We start from the raw sequence: 16,485 nt of genomic DNA, 5'->3' as shown, positions 1-16,485 counted from the left end.
GGCGCCCTTTTACCGTGGTTTCGGTCAAAAGCAGATATGGTTTTTGCGTGAAAAACTCATTGTGAGGCCCGGTTCGGCGCTTTGCGCCTTGCCTCACATATGGCTGTCCTCTTCCTCGACCAGAATCTCGCGTTTGCCGGCATGATTGGCCGGTCCGACAATACCTTCCAGTTCCATGCGCTCCATCAACGAGGCGGCGCGGTTGTAGCCGATCTGGAGCCGGCGCTGGATGTAGCTGGTGGAGGCCTTGCGGTCGCGTTTGACGATCGCAACGGCCTGCGCGAACAGGTCGCCGCCGCCATCCGCACCCATGCCGGTGGCGTCGAAAACCGCGCCGTCTTCGTCCTCGGCAGGTTCTTCCGCGGTGACCGCTTCGAGATATTCCGGCTGTCCCTGCGTCTTGAGGTGACGCACCACCTTCTCGACTTCCTCGTCGGAGGCGAACGGGCCGTGCACGCGGCTGATGCGGCCGCCGCCGGCCATGTAGAGCATGTCGCCCTGGCCGAGCAGCTGCTCGGCGCCCATCTCGCCCAGGATCGTGCGGCTGTCGATCTTGGAGGTGACCTGGAAGGCGATGCGGGTCGGGAAGTTCGCCTTGATTGTGCCGGTGATGACGTCGACCGACGGACGCTGCGTCGCGAGGATCACGTGCAGGCCGGCGGCGCGCGCCATCTGTGCGAGGCGTTGCACCGCGCCTTCGATGTCCTTGCCGGCGACCATCATCAGGTCGGCCATTTCGTCGACGATGATGACGATGTAGGGCAGCGGATCGAGCGCGAGCTTCTCTTCCTCGTAGATCGCCTTGCCGGTCTCCTTGTCGAAGCCGGTGTGCACCGTGCGCGTCATCTCCTCGCCCTTGCCCTTGGCTTCGAGCAGGCGCGCATTGTAGCCGTCGATGTTGCGCACACCGAGCTTGGCCATGTTCTTGTAGCGCTCTTCCATCTCGCGCACGGCCCATTTCAGCGCGACCACCGCCTTCTTCGGATCGGTCACGACCGGGGTGAGCAGATGCGGGATGCCGTCATAGACGGAGAGTTCGAGCATCTTCGGATCGACCATGATCAGCCGGCACTGGTCCGGGCGCAGCCGGTAGACCAGGCTGAGGATCATGGTGTTGATCGCGACCGACTTGCCCGAGCCGGTGGTACCGGCGATCAGCATGTGCGGCGTGCGCGCCAGATCGATGATGACGGGGTCGCCGCCGATGGTCTTGCCGAGACAGAGCGGCAGTTTTGCCACCGTTTCGGTCGCCTCTTTCGCCACCAAGAGTTCGCGCAGGTAAACTTTCTCGCGATGCGCGTTCGGCAATTCGATGCCGATGGCGTTGCGGCCGGGCACGACGGCGACGCGCGCCGACAGCGCGCTCATGGAGCGTGCGATGTCGTCGGCAAGGCCGATCACGCGCGACGACTTGATGCCGGGCGCCGGCTCCAATTCATACAGCGTGACGACCGGACCCGGATTGGCTTTGACGATCTCGCCGCGCACGCCGAAATCCCCGAGCACGCCTTCGAGCGAACGCGAATTGGTTTCCAGCTCGGCCTTGCTGAGTGGCTGACGATCGCCGGCCTTTGGTGCGGCCAGCATGGAGACGGACGGAAGGTCGAACTTGTCCGAGGATTTCTTGGCAGCGGCCTTCGGCGCAGCCTTCTTGCGCGGAGCGCGCGCAGCCGGCGCCTTCTCCTCTTCTTCTTCGTCGCTCTCTTCCTCTTCTTCCTCGTACTCCTCGTCCTCGGCATGCGGCGAGATCGAGGGCGCGGCGCGGCCGCCGAGGCTGGGCTCCTGGCGATCGAAAGCCGCAGCGCGCGGCTTTGAGCCGCTCGAGACCAGCGAGCGATAGGCGGCACCACACAGCCAGACGATCCGCGCCTTCGTGCTCATCAGCGCATGGAACAGCCATCCAAGCGACACCGAGCCACGATCCTCGCTTTCTTCCTCGAACGGGGTGTCGTCGTCCTCGATCGGCGTCAGCTCGTCGTCGTCACGCTCGCGCGCGCCGAGGCCGCAGGCGATCAGGAACGTCGTGGCCATCGCGACGAACAGGATCGTCCCGAACACCATGCGATAGATGGCGCCTGCGGGTCCGAAGATCACGGCCGGTGCGCGCACCAGCGCGTCGCCGACCACGCCGCCGAGGCCGGTCGGCAGCGGCCATGCGCCGCCATGCGGCCAGCAGCTCGCAAAACCCGCCGCGATCACCGTGCAGAGGATCCAGCAGCCGAGCCGCAGCGCCTCGCGATCGAACGGTCGGTGGGTCATCATGCGCCAGCCCCACACCGCGACGGTGAGGATCAGCATGATCGCGCCGAGACCGAGAATCTGCATCGCCAGATCGGCACCGATCGCGCCGGCATAGCCGAGGATGTTGCGGATCGGCCGCGAGGTGGCGTGGCTCAGACTCGGATCCTGCACCGACCAGGTCATCAGCGCGGTCGCGGCGACGCCGGACAGCGCGACCAGGCCAAGACCGGTCAGCTCGCGCACGCGGCGCGTCAGCGCGTCACGGATCGACGGCGGCAGGTGAGCGACCAGTGGGATGACACGTTCGATTGCCGACATGCTCATCCGCCTAACCCAACGTTGCGACCAGCCGGTGCAGCGCCTCGGCGGTGATCTCGCCGCTCTGCACCAGCGCCAGGCGAATGAAGCCCGCGCCCGGATTGAAACCGTCCGGCTGGAGCCGCGCCAGGTAGCTGCCCGGCACGACGCGCACGCCAGCCTCCTTCCAGAGTTTCAAGGTCACCGCTTCGTCGTTGCCGAGCGGCGAGGTGTCGAGCCAGACGCAGAAGCCGCCCTCGGGCCGGCGATAGCCGTAGCGGTTGCCAAGGATCTGATCGGCGAGATCGAACTTGATGCGGTACAGCCTGCGGTTCTCCTCGACATGGGCCTCGTCGCCATAGGCAACGGTTGCGACATGCTGGAGCGGCACAGGCACCTGTGGTGCGGCGACGCTGCGCAGCTCGAGAAACTGGCGCAAGAATTTCTTGTCGCCGGCGGCGAAGCCAACGCGCAGGCCCGGCAGGTTCGAGCGCTTGGAGAGTGACTGGAAGGCGACGACGCGGGTGAAGTCGGGGCCGGCGCATTCGAGCGCGCTGCCGGGCGCTTCCCGCGTATAGATCTCCGAGTAGCACTCGTCGCTCAGGATGACGAAGCCGTAGCGGTCGGCAAGGCTCTTCAGGCGGGTGAAATAATCGCGCGAGGCGACCGAGCCCTGCGGGTTGGCGGGCGAGGCGATGTAGAAGGCGACGGTGCGCGCCAGCGTCGTCTCGTCGATCGCATCGAGGTCGGGCAGGAAACCGTTCTCGACCGTCGTCGGCAGGTAGACCAGCTCGCAAGCGGCTGCGCGGGCCCCGGCGCCATAGACCGGATAGAACGGGTTCGGCATCAGGATCGCCGGCTTGCCGGGACGCGGGCCGACATAGCGCGCGGCCGTGATCGCGGCGAAGAACAGCCCTTCGCGGCTGCCATTGAGAACGAGGACCTCGCTCTCGGGATCGATCGGCCGCGGCAGCTTGAAACGATGGCCGAGCCAGCTTGTGGCGGCTTTCCGGAACGGCTCGATGCCATTGTTCAGCGGATAGCGGCCGAAATCGGCGATGTGCTTTGCCAGCACCGGCCCGACGAAGTCGGGCACCGGATGCTGCGGTTCGCCAACCGCGAGCGAAATCAAGGGCTTGCCCGGCTGGTGCGGAGCCAGCAGCTCGTTCAGCCGGACAAAGGGCGAGCGTTCGGTATCAGAGCTTCCACTGCCCTGCGGCGCACGGGATGAAGCGGTCATAGCCATACGTTGGGGCGCCAGCACTCTTGGAACTGCCGGTTGCAGGTCGCACCGGCCGGAAGCGGTTCAGTTCACCATAGATAGGGCGAGGTTAAGACGCGATTAACCATCGGTCGGTCCCCCCGTCCAGAGCCGAATAATTGCCGCTCGTTAACAAGGAGATACGGTCCATCGACGGTTCCGTTTCCCGGCATTTTAGGCAAGACCGTCGCGCATCGTTAACCCCCTCCTCCAAGAAGGTTTTCGTGTTCGCGATTCGCTGGCGCCGCCGGTGTTATGGCTGCTGACGACAAGCGGGGGCGGCGCGTGACGATTCAGATTGCGACACATGGCGATGTGCTTCGCCACACGGCGAGGCGCGCGGCGATCGCAGCTAGCCTGACCATCGTGATGACCGCATCGACGCTGCTGCTGCATCTCGGCACTGATTTCAGCGCCACGGTGAGCGTCGGCTACATCATCGGCTTCAGTCTCTGCATTGCGACCGCAATCTCGGCCTCGCTGTCCGCCGCGCTCAGCTATCGCTCGGGGCTCTTGATGCAGGAACTGACGCTGACCCGCAGCGAGCTCGCGCGCATCTCCCAGACCGACCAGCTCACCGGCCTCTTCAACCGCCGCGGCTTCGACGATGCGGCCGCGCTCGCGCTGACCTCGGCGCGCAAGCGCAGCGTGCCGGTGACCGTGTTCTTGTGCGACATCGATCACTTCAAGTCGATCAACGACCGCTTCGGCCATGACGCCGGCGACAAGGTGCTGGTCGAGGTCGCCGACGTGCTGCGGCAGCTCGCCCGGGCCGAAGGCGTGCTGGTCGCGCGCTATGGCGGCGAGGAATTTGCCGGCCTCATGGTCGGCGTCACCCGCGATCAGGCCGAACGGCATGCGGAGGCGCTGCGCACGACCTGCGCGAGCCGCGAAATCCCGATCGGCGAGAATCTCGAGCGCGTCACCATCAGCCTCGGCTTCACGGTGTCCTGTGCCGATGCCGAGCTCGCCGAGCTGATCCGGATCGCCGACCGCGCGCTCTACGCTGCCAAGCGCCGCGGCCGTGATCGCGTCGTCGAAGCCGACGAGCGCGCGCTCGTGGCCGCGTGAGATCACCTCTCCCGTGGGGAGAGGTGATCTGCGCCCTGGGCTCGCACCGATTCAACCAGAATCATCTCGGTCTAGCGTGGTGGCAGCTTCTCGAAAGTCGGGATGCCGGCGGGGATCTGGTGGAACTCCTGCTTGTCGCAGGTATAGATCGCGATCTGCGGCTTGAACTGCGCGGGATCGTCCAGCGTGCCGACCTTCACGATCGCGGCCGGCAACCCCGGCACTTTCGTCACCAGGTGGGTGCCGCATTCGGCGCAGAACTCCCGCGTCACCGCGCGTTCGAGGTCCTTGCGGGTAAATTGCTTGGGCTGGCCGGTGATGTAGGTGAAGCCGTTCGCCGGCATCGCGATGAAGGTGTTGGGCTCGCCGCCAGAGATGTACTGGCATTCGCGGCAATGGCATTGCGCCTGCATCATCGGGTCGCCCTCCGCGACGTAGCGCACCTCGCCGCAATAGCATCCACCTTCCAAGCGCATGACGACCTCCCTTTTGTTGTTCGTTATTTCTGCGCTAGCCGGCTTGCTTGGCAAGTTTTTCTTTTGTGACACCGAAAAAAGAAAGGGGCTCCAACTTGCGCTGGAGCCCCTCAACGGTCGGGGCATTGCCGGGTATGTGCCCAAACCGTAGTTCTGGATGCGATCCCCGAGGGAGATCGCACCCGGGAGGAGAGCGTTACATGTTGTAGGCGCGCTCGGTGTGCTCGGTGATGTCGAGGCCTTCACGCTCGGTCTCGACATTGGCGCGCAGGCCGACGATCACGTCGACGACCTTGTAGAGGATCGCCGAGCCGATGCCCGACCACACCAGCGTGGTGCTGACGCCCCAGACCTGGGCGATCATCTGGTCGGCCAGAACGTACTCCCCGACCTTGCCGATGGTGTAGTCCATCACGCCGGTGCCACCGAGCGCCGGGTTGACCAGGATGCCGGTGCCGAGGGCGCCGACGATGCCGCCGACGCAGTGCACGCCGAACACGTCGAGCGAGTCATCGTAGCCGAGCGCGTTCTTCACCACGGTGCAGAAGAACAGGCAAACGATGCCGACGACGAGGCCGAGCACGATCGCACCCATCGGGCCGGAGTAGCCGGCCGCCGGCGTCACCGCCACGAGGCCTGCGACCGCGCCGGAGAGCGCGCCGAGCACCGAGGGATGACCTTTCACGATCCACTCCGCGAACATCCACGACAGCGCGGCAGCTGCGGTGGCGACGAAGGAGTTGGTCATGGCGAGGGCTGCGCCGCCGTTGGCTTCCAGGTTGGAGCCGGCGTTGAAGCCGAACCAGCCGACCCAGAGCAGCGAGGCGCCGATCATGGTCATGGTCAGCGAGTGCGGGGCCATCAGCTCCTTGCCGTAGCCGGTGCGCTTGCCGATCAGGAGCGCACCAACGAGACCGGCGATGCCGGCGTTGATGTGCACCACGGTGCCGCCCGCGAAGTCGATCGCGCCCTTCTTGAAGATCCAGCCAGCGTCGGCGAGGAAGTCGGTCTTGGCTGTCTCGAATGCTGCGGTAGCTGCCTTCTTGGCGGTGTCGTCAGCCGCTGTTTCTACCGCTTTGAGCGCAGCAGAAATCGCGTCCGGACCGGCCCAGTACCAGACCATGTGCGCGATCGGGAAGTAGATCAGCGTGACCCAGAGCGGGATGAACAGCGCAACCGCCGAGAACTTCATGCGCTCGGCAAAGGCGCCGACGATGAGGGCGGGCGTGATCGCCGCGAAGGTCATCTGGAAGCAGACATAGACCAGCTCCGAGATATTGACGTCGGCGCTGAAGGTTGCCGCCTTCGAATCGGTCGTAACACCCATCAGGAAGGCCTTGGAGAAGCCGCCGATGAAGTCGGAACCGCCGGTGAAGGCGAGGCTGTAGCCGTAGAGGGCCCAGAGCACGGTGACGACGCAGACCGTGTAGAACACCTGGGCGAGAACCGAGAGCATGTTCTTGGAGCGGACGAGACCGCCATAGAACAGCGCAAGACCCGGGATCGTCATCAACAGCACGAGCACTGTCGATGTCAGCATCCAGGCGTTATCCCCCTTGTTGACCGTTGGCTCGGCGTAGGCTGCGGTCGCAGCGAACATGCCGACTGCGAGGGCGGCCAGTCCCGCGCCATAGGGACGCTTAAACGTCATTTCATTTTCTCCTGATTCGATAAGGTTGAGCGCGAAATCAAAGTGCCGCGGCGTCGGCCTCGCCGGTGCGGATGCGGACCGCGTGGTCGAGGCTGATGACGAAGATCTTGCCGTCGCCGATCTGTCCGGTTTTCGCAGCCGACGTGATGGCGTCGATGGTCTTGTCGACCTGGTCCGAGGCGACGGCCACCTCGATCTTGATCTTGGGCAGGAAGCTCACGGCGTATTCGGCGCCGCGATAGATTTCCGTATGGCCCTTCTGCCGGCCGTATCCCTTGACTTCCGTCACCGTGAGACCGTGAACGCCGATGGCGGTCAGGGCGTCCCGGACTTCTTCCAGCTTGAATGGCTTGATAATCGCCATAACAATTTTCATGGGTCCTATCCCCGCTTGGGCCCGGTCCGGACGTGGCCGGGCGTTCTCGACTGGTTCACCACGAGGAGAAGCTTCACACCGCGGGCACAGCCGGGCCCTGAGAATCAAATGCCGTGCCAGATCGATGGCGTTGCCTAACGGATTATGAATGCGAGACTTTTCCCGCTTTACGGGTGTCGCGCTGCACTGCGCTAATACGTCGCGCCTAAAACGTAGTCATGCCTGCTTAAAACGAATGCAGGGCAGGCTACCGACACAATCTTGCTCACGTGTCGGGCAACAAAACGGTATTTAGGTACGTGACAGCGCTCACCGAAGCGCCTCGCCGTGTTGGGAAATGCCGAGGCCTTCCAATTCGTGCCCACGCGCGACGCGCAAAGGCATGAATCGCGCGACCCGCTAGAGCAGGACGAAGCTCGGCAGCCCCGCAAAGCTGGATCAGGAGTTGCTGCGGGTGACCTCGATCAGGCGGTGTCGCGTTCCGCAAAAACCCTGTCGATCAGTCCCCATTCGACCGCTTGCTGCGCGGTCATGAAGTGGTCGCGGTCCAGGGTCCGTTCCACCTCCTGCTCGGGGCGCACGCAATGTCGTGCATAGAGCCGGATGATGCGCCGCTTGGTTTCCTGCATTTCGGTGGCATGGATCAGGATGTCAGACGCCTGGCCTTGAAAGCCGCCAAGTGGCTGATGCACGTGGAGGCTCGCATTGGGCAGGGCGGCGCGGTGACCGGGCTCGCCGGCCATCAGCAGGAACGACCCCATGGAGCGCGCGGTGCCCATGCACAGCGTATGAACCGGCGCCTTGATGAACTGCATGGTGTCGTACATCGCAAACCCGCTGGTGACCACGCCGCCGTAGGAATTGATGTAGAGATTGATCGGCTTGTTCGGGTTCTCCGCTTCCAGGAACAGCAGCTGCGCGCAGACTAACCCTGACATTGCATCGTTGACTTCGCCGTTGAGGAAGATGATGCGCTCGCGCAAGAGCCGGGAGTAGATGTCGAAGGATCGTTCGCCGCGCGCGGACTGTTCGACGACCATAGGGACGAGCTGAAGCATGTCGCGCATCGGCGACCTCCATGTCTGCAGGTGATGAAGTCGTTGTGTTGTTAGGCCGCCGCGCGCATCAGGCAGCAATTGGTGTTGGCCGGTTTCGGCAAGTTCGTGCGGATGTCGCAGGACCGCTGGATGATACGAAAGCGGGTGCCGCCGGCCTCGTTCGGTTCGATCCTGAAGGTGACGTGGCTTTCTCGAAACGGGGCCTCGGAATCGCGGAGCCGGTAACGCACCTCTTCGCGGGCGACCGATGATTCGGGCTCGGCGCCAACCAGGTCGGCATCCGGCAGCCAGCGTTCGCGCAGCGCCGGAATGGTCACGGCGCGCCAGACCTTTTCGGGCGGCGCGTCGAAGTCATATTCAAGCACCAGGTCTGTGTCGGCGTGATCAGGCTTGGCTGCGTCGCTCATTGATCCATGTCCTTCAACAGGTCGCCGAGCGCTTCCATGCGCTTCGGCCAGTAGGCGCGGTAGCGGGCAAGCCATGTTCCGATGGTGGCGATGCCGTCCGGGTCGACCTCGTAGTTCACAAATCGGCCCTGCCGCTGTTCGCGCACGAGACCTGCTTCACGCAAAACCGCGAGATGCTGCGACATCGCCGGTTGGCTGATCTCCAATCCGTCGCGCAAAGCGCTGGCATTCAGGCTTCCGCCAGCGAGCTTTTCAAAGACCTTTCGGCGCGTCGGGTCGGCCAGCGCCTTGAAGATGTCGGCTTCGATCATGACAACACATAAGCACACACTTATGTGTCGCGCAAGCCCGAAGCGATCCGAGGCTTTCCAGTGCTTGCGGTGCCCGCAGGCAGCGGACGGTCCTACTGCAACGCCTCGCCCTGCTGGGAAATGTCGAGGCCTTCCCCAGCATGCAAATCAAACGCACGCTGTGGCGGCGTCGCCCGCGCGTTTCGAAGCAAAGAATTAGAGCGCGTCGCTGTCGGTCTCGCCGGTGCGGATGCGCAGCGCGTGGTCGATCGGCGTGACGAAGATCTTGCCGTCGCCGATCTGCCCGGTGCGCGCCGTCGCGGTGATGACGTTGACGGCCTTCTCGGCGATGTCGGAGGGGACCGCGATCTCGATCCGGAGCTTGGGCAAGAAGTTCACGACATATTCGGCGCCACGATAGATTTCGGTATGACCCTTCTGGCGGCCGTAGCCCTTCACTTCGGTGACGGTCATGCCGTGCACGCCGATCGCCGTCAGCGCCTGGCGGACCTCATCGAGCTTGAAGGGTTTGATGATCGCGACGACGAGTTTCATGGTCAGGCCTGTTTCCCCGGAGCTTCGCCACGCAATACGCAGGTGGCGCTGCGTCAATCTGGCATCTTTCCGGGCAAATGGCACAAAAATGTTGCAGGTTGAAGAGAGAAAAAGCTGAAGCAACCAGGGCCGTCGCCCCTGTACAGAGCGGCCGGACGTCCTCCAAAATGCATTTTTTGGCATGGATGCGGTGAACCGAACCGTCCCGGCCGGTACAAAAGTATGTTTGAGGGAGGGGGCGCGTCATGGCGAGTTGGTTCTACGCATCTGAGGGCAAGCAGCAGGGGCCCTATCCGGAGGGGCAATTCCGCGATCTCATTGCCCAGGGCGTGGTCCGCGCCGACACACTGGTGTGGACCGAGGGCATGGCCGGTTGGCAGAGGGCTGCCGAAATTCCGGGATTGATGGCTGGCGGCGGCGCGCCGCCGATCATTCCGGCAGGCGGGCCGCCTGCGATGGCCTCCGCCGGGGGCTATGGCGGCGGCGGTTACAGCGGCGGCGGCTCCTCGCCCTCGATCGATTTCGAGATCCTCGAGTTCAGCTGGCGCACCATCGTCATGGTGATCGGCTCGATGCTGGTCATTCCCGCGCCCTGGGTGTTCGTCTGGTACCTGCAGTGGATTGTGCCCTGCGTAAAGGTTCCGGGACGGCCGAACCTCAGCTTCACTGGCAATGCGATGACGCTGGTGCCCTGGTTTTTCGGCTTCGTCGTTCTGGTGATCGCGGTCAGGTTCACCGGCATCCAGTTGCTCAACACTCTGATCTCCATCGTCGAGATCGGGCTGGCCTGGCTGCTCCTCAAATGGATGGTCGCGAACCTCGCCTCGAACGGGCAGCCGATGGGCCTCAGCTTCACGGGCCCGGTCTGGATCTATATCGGCTGGAACCTGCTGGTGGCGATCTCCTTCATCACCATCATCGGCTGGGCGTGGGTCATGGTCGCCCAGATCCGCTGGATGTGCCGCAACATCGAGGGCACACGGCGCGACATCGTCTTCAAGGGCACTGGCCTCGAGTTTCTCTGGCGCGCGATCGTGACCGCCATCCTCTGCAGCTTCATCATCCCGATTCCCTGGATGTATCGCTGGATGATGGGCTGGCTGGCCTCCCAGACCGAGCTCGTGCCGAAGGGGTCGGTTTAGCGCTCAGCTCTTCCGCTCGCGCACGGAGCCTTCCTGCGCGACGGAGGCCACCAGCGTGCCATCGGGCTTGAAGATCAGGCCGCGGGTCAAGCCGCGGCCTGATTGCGCACTCGGCGAATCCTGCGAATAGAGCAGCCATTCGTCGGCGCGGAACGGGCGGTGAAACCACATCGCATGATCGAGGCTCGCCGGCATCATGCGCTTGTCGAACAGCGTGCGGCCGTAGCGCGCCATCACCGCATCGAGCAGCGAGAAGTCCGAGGCATAAGCGAGCGCGCACATGTGCAGCGCCGGATCGTCCGGCAGCTTCGCTGCGGTCTTGATCCAGACGTGAATGCGGCCGTCCTCGATCTTCTGGCCGAAATAGCGGCCGAGCTCGACCGGACGCAGCTCGATCGGACGGTCGGATTCGTAGTAGCGGCGGATGAAGTCCGGCATCTCGCGGAACATCGGCTGCTTCGACACTTCCTCCGCCGTCAGCTTCTCCGGCGGCGGCACATCGGGCATCTTGTCCTGGTGGTCGAAGGCGCCCTCCTCCTCGGCATGGAACGAGACCATGATCGAGAAGATCGCATTGCCATGCTGGATCGCGGTGACGCGTCGCGTCGAATAGCTCTTGCCGTCGCGCAGCCGTTCGACCTGGTAGATGATCGGCACCTGCGGGTCGCCCGGCAGGATGAAATAGCAATGCAGCGAATGTGGCAGCCGGCCCTCCACCGTGCGGCAGGCCGCGACCATCGCCTGCCCGATCACCTGCCCGCCGAACACCCGCTGCCAGCTCGTTTTCGGGCTGTTGCCGCGGAACAAATTCACCTCGAGCGGCTCGATATCGAGGATGGAGATGAGGTCGATCAGGCTTTTGGACATGGTGGCACTTTCAAGGGATTTCGTCATTCCGGGGCGCGCGTGAGCGCGAACCCGGAATCTCGAGCCAATAATCTCTGAATTCCGGGTTCGCCAACCAAGCCGGCTGTTGCCGACTTGGTTAACTTAACAAGCCGAACTCGGGTAAACCCGAGTTCGGGTCGCGCGTCCCGGAATGACTGCATGAGGCCTTGCGGCCCTTGTTTCACCGCACTGTTTCGCCCAGCTCAAGTCTGCTAGCAAGACCAAGAGTTAGCCGGGATCTAGGGTATGTCAGTACAGGGTAGCATTGTCATCGGCGGCGGCGCATTTGCGGGCCTCGCGCTCGCGCTCGCATTGCGCCAGGGCCTCGGTCCCGACATTCCGGTGATCGTCGCCGATCCGGCGCTCGCCACGCGGCCGAGCCGCGACCCGCGTGCCACCGCCATCGTCGCGGCCTGCCGGCGGCTGTTCGAGGCGATCGGCACCTGGGACGACGTCAAGGGCGGCGCGCAGCCGATCCTCGACATGGTCGTGACCGATTCCAAGCTGGAGGACGCCACGCGTCCGGTGTTTTTGACTTTCGCCGGCGATGTCGAGCCCGGCGAGCCCTTTGCTCACATGATCGAGAACCGCCAGCTCATTGACGTGCTGGTCAAGCGCGCCGAGGCCGAAGGCATCGATCTCCGGGCGACCGCTGTCACCTCCTATGACGCGCGCCCCGACGGCATCGACGTGACGCTGGGCGACGGCAGCGTGGTCGCGGCGAGCCTGTTGATCGCGGCCGACGGTGCGAAGTCGAAGCTGCGCGAGCGCGCCGGCATCGTCACCCATGGCTGGGAGTACGATCAATCCGGCATCGTCGTCACCGTCGGTCATGAGCGCGATCATGAAGGGCGCGCCGAGGAGCATTTTTTGCCCGCCGGTCCCTTCGCGATCCTGCCGCTCACGGGAAAGCGCTCCTCGCTGGTGTGGACCGAGGGCCGCACTGAGGCCGCGCGCATCACGGCATTGAGTGAGGACGAATTCCACGGCGAGCTCGAGCAGCGCTTTGGCCTGCATCTCGGCGAGATCAAGGCGCTGGACAAGCCGCGCGCGTTTCCGCTGTCCTATTTCGTGGCGCGCTCCTTCATCGCCGAGCGCCTCGCGCTGGTCGGCGATGCCGCGCATGTCATTCACCCCATCGCGGGCCAGGGCCTCAACATGGGCCTGAAGGATGTCGCCGCGCTCGCCGAAGTGGTCGTCGATGCCGCGCGGCTCGGCATGGATATCGGCCAGAGCGATGTGCTCGAGCGCTATCAGCGCTGGCGGCGTTTCGACACCATGGCGATGGGGCTTGCGACGAATTCGCTGAACTTCCTGTTCTCCAACAGGTCGACACTTCTGCGCACCGTGCGCGACATCGGCCTCGGCATCGTCGACCGCGCCCCGCCGCTCAAAAATCTCTTCATCCGCCAGGCCGCCGGTCTCACCGGCGAAGTGCCGAGGCTGTTGAAGGGTGAGGCGTTGTAAGGCGGGCCAGCGCAACTCCCTCCTCTCGCCATCAGGGACAAGCGCAGCGAAGCGGAGCGTAGATCCCGGCCTCCGCCGGGATGACACCGAATGTTTGGAGCGGCCCTCGCGCAATGCGCCGCATCCAATCAATCAATCTTCCTCGCCTCCTCCGGCAGCATGATCGGGATGCCGTCGCGGATGGGATAGGCGAGCTTGGCGGAGCGCGAGATCAGCTCCTGCTTGGCGGCGTCGAATTCGAGCGGCCCCTTGGTCAGCGGGCACACCAGGATCTCCAGCAGCTTGGGATCGACGGTGGCTTCGGGGCGTTCGGTTGGCGTGGTCATGATGGTCTCCGGCGGTGGTCCAGCCCTTAGCACAGAAAGCTGCGGCGTGTCGCCGCACAAGGCTCTCGGCCGCTCTGCGATCCCTGGTGTGACAGCACTTTCCGCGTGTCGTCATAACTTAGAATAGCTTTAGAGTAAGTCCTTTTGCGAGGGCGCAGCCTAGCCGCCAGCGCTGATTTTTGGTTTGCAGGACGGGGCGAGCGCAGCCTGCGCTTGCCATCGATTTTGACCATTTAGCCGGAGACACGCCGATCCATGTTTGCTTCGCTCACGACAAGGACTTTCGCCCTCGCCACGCTCTGCGCCGCCGCGATGCTGCCGCTCTCCGCCGCGAACGCGCAGCAGGCCACCGAAATCCAGATCACCTATGACGGCGCGTTCCAGCCGAACGAGCTGCGCGCACCGGCCGGCAAGCCGATCACCGTCAAGGTTAAGAACAACACCGCCAAGGCGATGGAGTTCGAGAGCAAGACGCTCAAGGTCGAGAAGGTCATTCCGTCGAAGGGTGAGGCCGTCGTCAACGTCCGCGCGCAGAAGGCCGGCCGCTACGAGTTCTTCGACGAGTTCAACGAGAAGGCGCGCGGCAGCCTCGTCGTCGAATAAGGCTCAGCTCGTGCTCGCCGCGCTCATCATCGTCTTCCGCGAAGTCTTCGAGGCCGGTCTGATCATCGGCATCGTGCTCGCGGTGACGCGCTCGGTTAAGCGTCGCAACCGCTGGATCGCCGGCGGGGTGCTGGCGGGCGTTCTGGGCGCGTGCGTGGTCGCGGCGTTCGCGGGTGCCCTGTCGCAGCTCTTCGAGGGCATGGGACAGGAGCTGTTCAACGCGGCGATTCTCGGCGTCGCCGTCGTCATGCTGACGTGGCACAATGTCTGGATGGCGCGGCACGGCAAGGAGATGGCGGGCGAATTGCGCGCCGTCGGCCAGGCCGTCGCCGAAGGATCCAAATCGCTGCTGGCGCTTGCCGTGGTGGTCGGGGTTGCGGTGCTGCGCGAAGGCAGCGAGGTGGCGCTGTTTCTCTATGGCGTTGCCGCGTCCGACGGCGGATCGGCGATGAGCCTCTTGGTCGGCGGCCTGCTCGGCCTCGTGCTCGGCGGCGCAGTTTGTCTCTTCACCTATTTCGGCCTCTTGCGGATTCCGCCACGCGCGCTGTTTACGACCACGACGGTGCTGATCACCCTGCTCGCCGCCGGCATGGCCGCGCAGGCGGTCTCGTTCCTCGAACGCGCCAACTGGCTCACCGCGCTCGACACCGTGGTGTGGGACACGAGCTGGCTGCTCTCCGAGGACAGCATCCTGGGCCGCACCCTGCACACGCTGATCGGCTACACCGACCAGCCGACCGGGATGCAGCTCGTGATCTACGCCGCCGTCGTCCTGGTCACGATCGCCTTGATGCGGCTGGTCGGATCCGAGCCGCCCCGGCACGCGGTCGCCGCAGGCTGAGCACTCGTTCGAGGCGATCCGCAAGCTTCATCGTGCGACAATTCGCCGGAGCTCGTCGAGCGCTGCCTGCTGCTTGTCCGCCGGCAGTGTCTGGTCCGAAAGGGCAAAGCCGAAGAAAGCCCAGAACAGGATCTGCGCGCGCGGGCGTGCGACCTCCTCAGTGAGCCCGGCCTGCTTCAAGAGGCTCTCGATATAGTCGAGCCTGCGGCGATCGACCGCGACGACCGCGGCGCGCGCCCGCGCATCGTTGGCGGCCCAGCTCCGCACCGCCTTTTCCAGCATGAGCTTGCTGCCGAAGGTCAGCTTCAGCAGCACCGCGAGCGGGTCCTGGCCCCCGCTATCGCCCAAGTTCTCGCTCGTGTTCTCGCGCTTGTTCTCGTTCTTGGCCGCCTCGACGGCGGCGATGATCTGCTCGGTGGCGACTTCGCGCCAGCGGGAGAGGATGGCGGCATGGAATGCGGCGAGATCGGCAAAGTGCCAGTAGAAGCTGCCGCGGGAAACCCCCATCGCCTTCGCCAGCGGATCGGCTTTCAGCGCCGTGAAGCCGCTCTTTGCCAGTGTCTTCAGGCCCAGATCGACCCAATCCCCCGCCGAGAGCTGATCGGCCATCGGTTCCTGCCTCCCATGATGCCGCACCATACATAACTGTATTGACAGGCGCCAGCATTTCTCTATAAACCATACAGTACTGTATGTTAGGAGATGGAGGTGCCAATGCGCGATCTGCTTCTGCAAGCAGCGGGCGTCATCGCGATCCTCGTCACGATTGGCCATGCCGTGCTCGGCGAGACCCAGGTCTTTGCCCGCGCCACCATCGAGCCGCCGCGACTGCGAACGCTCATCCGTCTGGTCTGGCAGGCCGGTACGGTGGCGTGGTTTGCCGGCGGCGTGCTCCTGATCGCCGCACCCTGGATGGGATCGGACGCGGCGCGACACTGGATCATCGCAACGCTCGCGGTGGTGTTCGGCTTTGCCGCTATCGCCAATGCGTGGGCGACGCGCACGGTGCATCCCGGCTGGATCGGGATGAGCGCGGTGGTCGCGCTGGCGGTCGCGGGTTACTAGCGGGGTCGCGATGGAGCAGCGCGACCATTCCGACGCCGGCCTGGATCTCTGGCATCTCGCCGCCGTCAATGCCTGGGCCAACTTCAATCTGCGCGCAGGGTTCGAGGTGGTCGCGGCCGCAAACGGTGAAGCTGAAATTCGCATGAAGTGGAACGACAGCTTCACGCAATATTCCGGACATCTCCATGCCGGCATGATCGCTGCCCTGCTCGATACCGCTTGTGGGTTCGCCGCGGCCACGAAGGCCGGTTCGGTGACCGCATCGCATTTCTCGATGAACTGCATGAGGCCGGCGGTGGGCAGCGCTCTCGTTGCCAAGGGCAGATTGATGCGCGCCGGGTGCAGGCAGGTCTTTGCCCGGGCGGAACTCTTTACCGAAGACAGGCTTGGAAACATTTCGCTGGTCGCAACCGGTGAAACCATTCTGGTTCCCCTGCGTGACCAGGACGGCGACCGAGATGAGGAGTGAC

19 protein-coding genes and 1 pseudogene are annotated in these 16,485 nt (G+C 64.3%); 7 read left to right on the top strand and 13 right to left on the bottom strand.

Annotated elements, in window-relative coordinates; all coding sequences use genetic code 11:
- Nucleotides 1–93: 93 nt before the first annotated feature.
- Together Q2941_RS23870 and Q2941_RS23865 are read right to left on the bottom strand one after the other, a co-directional pair.
- Entirely contained in the window at nt 94–2,565 is a 2,472-nt protein-coding gene (locus Q2941_RS23870; RefSeq protein ID WP_458193908.1) for a DNA translocase FtsK, read from the bottom strand.
- Between the two features lie 4 nt (nt 2,566–2,569).
- A complete protein-coding gene (locus Q2941_RS23865) occupies nt 2,570–3,784 on the bottom strand; it encodes an aminotransferase class I/II-fold pyridoxal phosphate-dependent enzyme (protein WP_458193907.1) in 1,215 nt (404 codons plus the stop codon).
- 300 nt (nt 3,785–4,084) lie between these two features.
- Between Q2941_RS23865 and Q2941_RS23860 the strand changes: the two genes are divergently transcribed.
- Complete coding sequence (locus Q2941_RS23860) at nt 4,085–4,870, top strand: GGDEF domain-containing protein (protein ID WP_458193906.1); 786 nt, start codon at nt 4,085–4,087, stop codon at nt 4,868–4,870.
- A gap of 71 nt (nt 4,871–4,941) precedes the next feature.
- On the opposite strand, the gene Q2941_RS23855 is transcribed toward Q2941_RS23860, so the two are convergent.
- The 8 genes and pseudogenes from Q2941_RS23855 to Q2941_RS23820 form a co-directional block, all read right to left on the bottom strand.
- The gene (locus Q2941_RS23855) at nt 4,942–5,346 is read right to left on the bottom strand and encodes a GFA family protein (protein ID WP_027525084.1); all 405 of its coding nucleotides are present in this window, start codon (nt 5,344–5,346) and stop codon (nt 4,942–4,944) included.
- 196 nt (nt 5,347–5,542) lie between these two features.
- Complete coding sequence (locus Q2941_RS23850; RefSeq protein WP_027525083.1) at nt 5,543–6,997, bottom strand: ammonium transporter; 1,455 nt, start codon at nt 6,995–6,997, stop codon at nt 5,543–5,545.
- A gap of 37 nt (nt 6,998–7,034) precedes the next feature.
- The gene (locus Q2941_RS23845) at nt 7,035–7,373 is read right to left on the bottom strand and encodes a P-II family nitrogen regulator (protein ID WP_027525082.1); all 339 of its coding nucleotides are present in this window, start codon (nt 7,371–7,373) and stop codon (nt 7,035–7,037) included.
- Between the two features lie 309 nt (nt 7,374–7,682).
- Nucleotides 7,683–7,833: pseudogene (locus tag Q2941_RS23840) on the bottom strand (ammonia channel protein); the annotation flags it as partial.
- A 4-nt stretch (nt 7,834–7,837) separates the two neighbouring features.
- Nucleotides 7,838–8,440 (bottom strand): ATP-dependent Clp protease proteolytic subunit, encoded by a 603-nt coding sequence (locus Q2941_RS23835; protein ID WP_458193905.1) that lies wholly within the window; start codon nt 8,438–8,440, stop codon nt 7,838–7,840.
- Nucleotides 8,441–8,481: 41 nt separating this feature from the next.
- On the bottom strand, nt 8,482–8,838 hold the full coding sequence (locus Q2941_RS23830) for an SRPBCC family protein (protein ID WP_458193904.1): 357 nt from the start codon (nt 8,836–8,838) through the stop codon (nt 8,482–8,484).
- Nucleotides 8,835–9,149, bottom strand: coding sequence for an ArsR/SmtB family transcription factor (locus tag Q2941_RS23825; protein ID WP_027525079.1), 315 nt, complete (start codon nt 9,147–9,149; stop codon nt 8,835–8,837). Before Q2941_RS23825 ends, Q2941_RS23830 begins: the two co-directional genes overlap by 4 nt.
- Nucleotides 9,150–9,344: 195 nt before the next feature.
- Nucleotides 9,345–9,683 (bottom strand): P-II family nitrogen regulator, encoded by a 339-nt coding sequence (locus tag Q2941_RS23820; RefSeq protein ID WP_027525078.1) that lies wholly within the window; start codon nt 9,681–9,683, stop codon nt 9,345–9,347.
- A gap of 245 nt (nt 9,684–9,928) precedes the next feature.
- On the opposite strand from Q2941_RS23820, the gene Q2941_RS23815 reads away from it, so the two are divergent.
- Nucleotides 9,929–10,825, top strand: a complete 897-nt coding sequence (locus tag Q2941_RS23815) for a DUF4339 domain-containing protein (protein WP_027525077.1) — start codon at nt 9,929–9,931, stop codon at nt 10,823–10,825.
- Nucleotides 10,826–10,828: 3 nt separating this feature from the next.
- Here Q2941_RS23815 and tesB read toward each other — a convergent pair whose 3' ends face one another.
- Entirely contained in the window at nt 10,829–11,692 is an 864-nt protein-coding gene (gene tesB / locus Q2941_RS23810) for an acyl-CoA thioesterase II (RefSeq protein WP_027525076.1), read from the bottom strand.
- 267 nt (nt 11,693–11,959) lie between these two features.
- On the opposite strand from tesB, the gene Q2941_RS23805 reads away from it, so the two are divergent.
- Nucleotides 11,960–13,180 carry a ubiquinone biosynthesis hydroxylase gene (locus Q2941_RS23805; RefSeq protein ID WP_027525075.1) on the top strand — a complete coding sequence of 407 codons (1,221 nt, stop codon included), beginning with the start codon at nt 11,960–11,962 and terminating at the stop codon, nt 13,178–13,180.
- Nucleotides 13,181–13,308: 128 nt separating this feature from the next.
- On the opposite strand, the gene Q2941_RS23800 is transcribed toward Q2941_RS23805, so the two are convergent.
- The gene (locus Q2941_RS23800; RefSeq protein WP_027525074.1) at nt 13,309–13,506 is read right to left on the bottom strand and encodes a Trm112 family protein; all 198 of its coding nucleotides are present in this window, start codon (nt 13,504–13,506) and stop codon (nt 13,309–13,311) included.
- A 255-nt stretch (nt 13,507–13,761) separates the two neighbouring features.
- Here Q2941_RS23800 and Q2941_RS23795 point away from each other — a divergent pair, with 255 nt between their 5' ends.
- Together Q2941_RS23795 and Q2941_RS23790 are read left to right on the top strand one after the other, a co-directional pair.
- A complete protein-coding gene (locus Q2941_RS23795) occupies nt 13,762–14,109 on the top strand; it encodes a cupredoxin domain-containing protein (RefSeq protein WP_458193903.1) in 348 nt (115 codons plus the stop codon).
- 10 nt (nt 14,110–14,119) lie between these two features.
- Nucleotides 14,120–14,950: an FTR1 family iron permease gene (locus Q2941_RS23790; RefSeq protein ID WP_027525072.1), complete on the top strand. Its 831-nt coding sequence runs from the start codon at nt 14,120–14,122 to the stop codon at nt 14,948–14,950.
- A 27-nt stretch (nt 14,951–14,977) separates the two neighbouring features.
- On the opposite strand, the gene Q2941_RS23785 is transcribed toward Q2941_RS23790, so the two are convergent.
- Nucleotides 14,978–15,559 carry a TetR/AcrR family transcriptional regulator gene (locus Q2941_RS23785; protein ID WP_254109629.1) on the bottom strand — a complete coding sequence of 194 codons (582 nt, stop codon included), beginning with the start codon at nt 15,557–15,559 and terminating at the stop codon, nt 14,978–14,980.
- A 105-nt stretch (nt 15,560–15,664) separates the two neighbouring features.
- Between Q2941_RS23785 and Q2941_RS23780 the strand changes: the two genes are divergently transcribed.
- Both Q2941_RS23780 and Q2941_RS23775 read left to right on the top strand, forming a co-directional pair.
- Nucleotides 15,665–16,015: a hypothetical protein gene (locus Q2941_RS23780; protein WP_027525070.1), complete on the top strand. Its 351-nt coding sequence runs from the start codon at nt 15,665–15,667 to the stop codon at nt 16,013–16,015.
- A gap of 10 nt (nt 16,016–16,025) precedes the next feature.
- Nucleotides 16,026–16,484, top strand: coding sequence for a PaaI family thioesterase (locus tag Q2941_RS23775; protein WP_458193902.1), 459 nt, complete (start codon nt 16,026–16,028; stop codon nt 16,482–16,484).
- Nucleotide 16,485 lies beyond the last annotated feature (1 nt).

The sequence above is a fragment of the Bradyrhizobium sp. UFLA05-153 genome, assembly GCF_054185185.1.
Note: the sequence above shows the minus strand (reverse complement) of the source record. Positions and strands in the feature narration are given on the sequence as shown.

What these genes read in the sequence shown, in the direction of transcription:
- Q2941_RS23870 (WP_458193908.1), bottom strand. Translation starts at nt 2,565, where the DNA reads ATGAGCATGTCGGCAATCGAACGTGTCATCCCACTGGTCGCTCACCTG.
- Q2941_RS23865 (WP_458193907.1), bottom strand. Translation starts at nt 3,784, where the DNA reads ATGGCTATGACCGCTTCATCCCGTGCGCCGCAGGGCAGTGGAAGCTCT.
- Q2941_RS23855 (WP_027525084.1), bottom strand. Translation starts at nt 5,346, where the DNA reads ATGCGCTTGGAAGGTGGATGCTATTGCGGCGAGGTGCGCTACGTCGCG.
- Q2941_RS23850 (WP_027525083.1), bottom strand. Translation starts at nt 6,997, where the DNA reads ATGACGTTTAAGCGTCCCTATGGCGCGGGACTGGCCGCCCTCGCAGTC.
- Q2941_RS23845 (WP_027525082.1), bottom strand. Translation starts at nt 7,373, where the DNA reads ATGAAAATTGTTATGGCGATTATCAAGCCATTCAAGCTGGAAGAAGTC.
- Q2941_RS23835 (WP_458193905.1), bottom strand. Translation starts at nt 8,440, where the DNA reads ATGCGCGACATGCTTCAGCTCGTCCCTATGGTCGTCGAACAGTCCGCG.
- Q2941_RS23830 (WP_458193904.1), bottom strand. Translation starts at nt 8,838, where the DNA reads ATGAGCGACGCAGCCAAGCCTGATCACGCCGACACAGACCTGGTGCTT.
- Q2941_RS23825 (WP_027525079.1), bottom strand. Translation starts at nt 9,149, where the DNA reads ATGATCGAAGCCGACATCTTCAAGGCGCTGGCCGACCCGACGCGCCGA.
- Q2941_RS23820 (WP_027525078.1), bottom strand. Translation starts at nt 9,683, where the DNA reads ATGAAACTCGTCGTCGCGATCATCAAACCCTTCAAGCTCGATGAGGTC.
- Q2941_RS23815 (WP_027525077.1), top strand. Translation starts at nt 9,929, where the DNA reads ATGGCGAGTTGGTTCTACGCATCTGAGGGCAAGCAGCAGGGGCCCTAT.
- tesB (WP_027525076.1), bottom strand. Translation starts at nt 11,692, where the DNA reads ATGTCCAAAAGCCTGATCGACCTCATCTCCATCCTCGATATCGAGCCG.
- Q2941_RS23805 (WP_027525075.1), top strand. Translation starts at nt 11,960, where the DNA reads ATGTCAGTACAGGGTAGCATTGTCATCGGCGGCGGCGCATTTGCGGGC.
- Q2941_RS23800 (WP_027525074.1), bottom strand. Translation starts at nt 13,506, where the DNA reads ATGACCACGCCAACCGAACGCCCCGAAGCCACCGTCGATCCCAAGCTG.
- Q2941_RS23795 (WP_458193903.1), top strand. Translation starts at nt 13,762, where the DNA reads ATGTTTGCTTCGCTCACGACAAGGACTTTCGCCCTCGCCACGCTCTGC.
- Q2941_RS23785 (WP_254109629.1), bottom strand. Translation starts at nt 15,559, where the DNA reads ATGGCCGATCAGCTCTCGGCGGGGGATTGGGTCGATCTGGGCCTGAAG.
- Q2941_RS23780 (WP_027525070.1), top strand. Translation starts at nt 15,665, where the DNA reads ATGCGCGATCTGCTTCTGCAAGCAGCGGGCGTCATCGCGATCCTCGTC.
- Q2941_RS23775 (WP_458193902.1), top strand. Translation starts at nt 16,026, where the DNA reads ATGGAGCAGCGCGACCATTCCGACGCCGGCCTGGATCTCTGGCATCTC.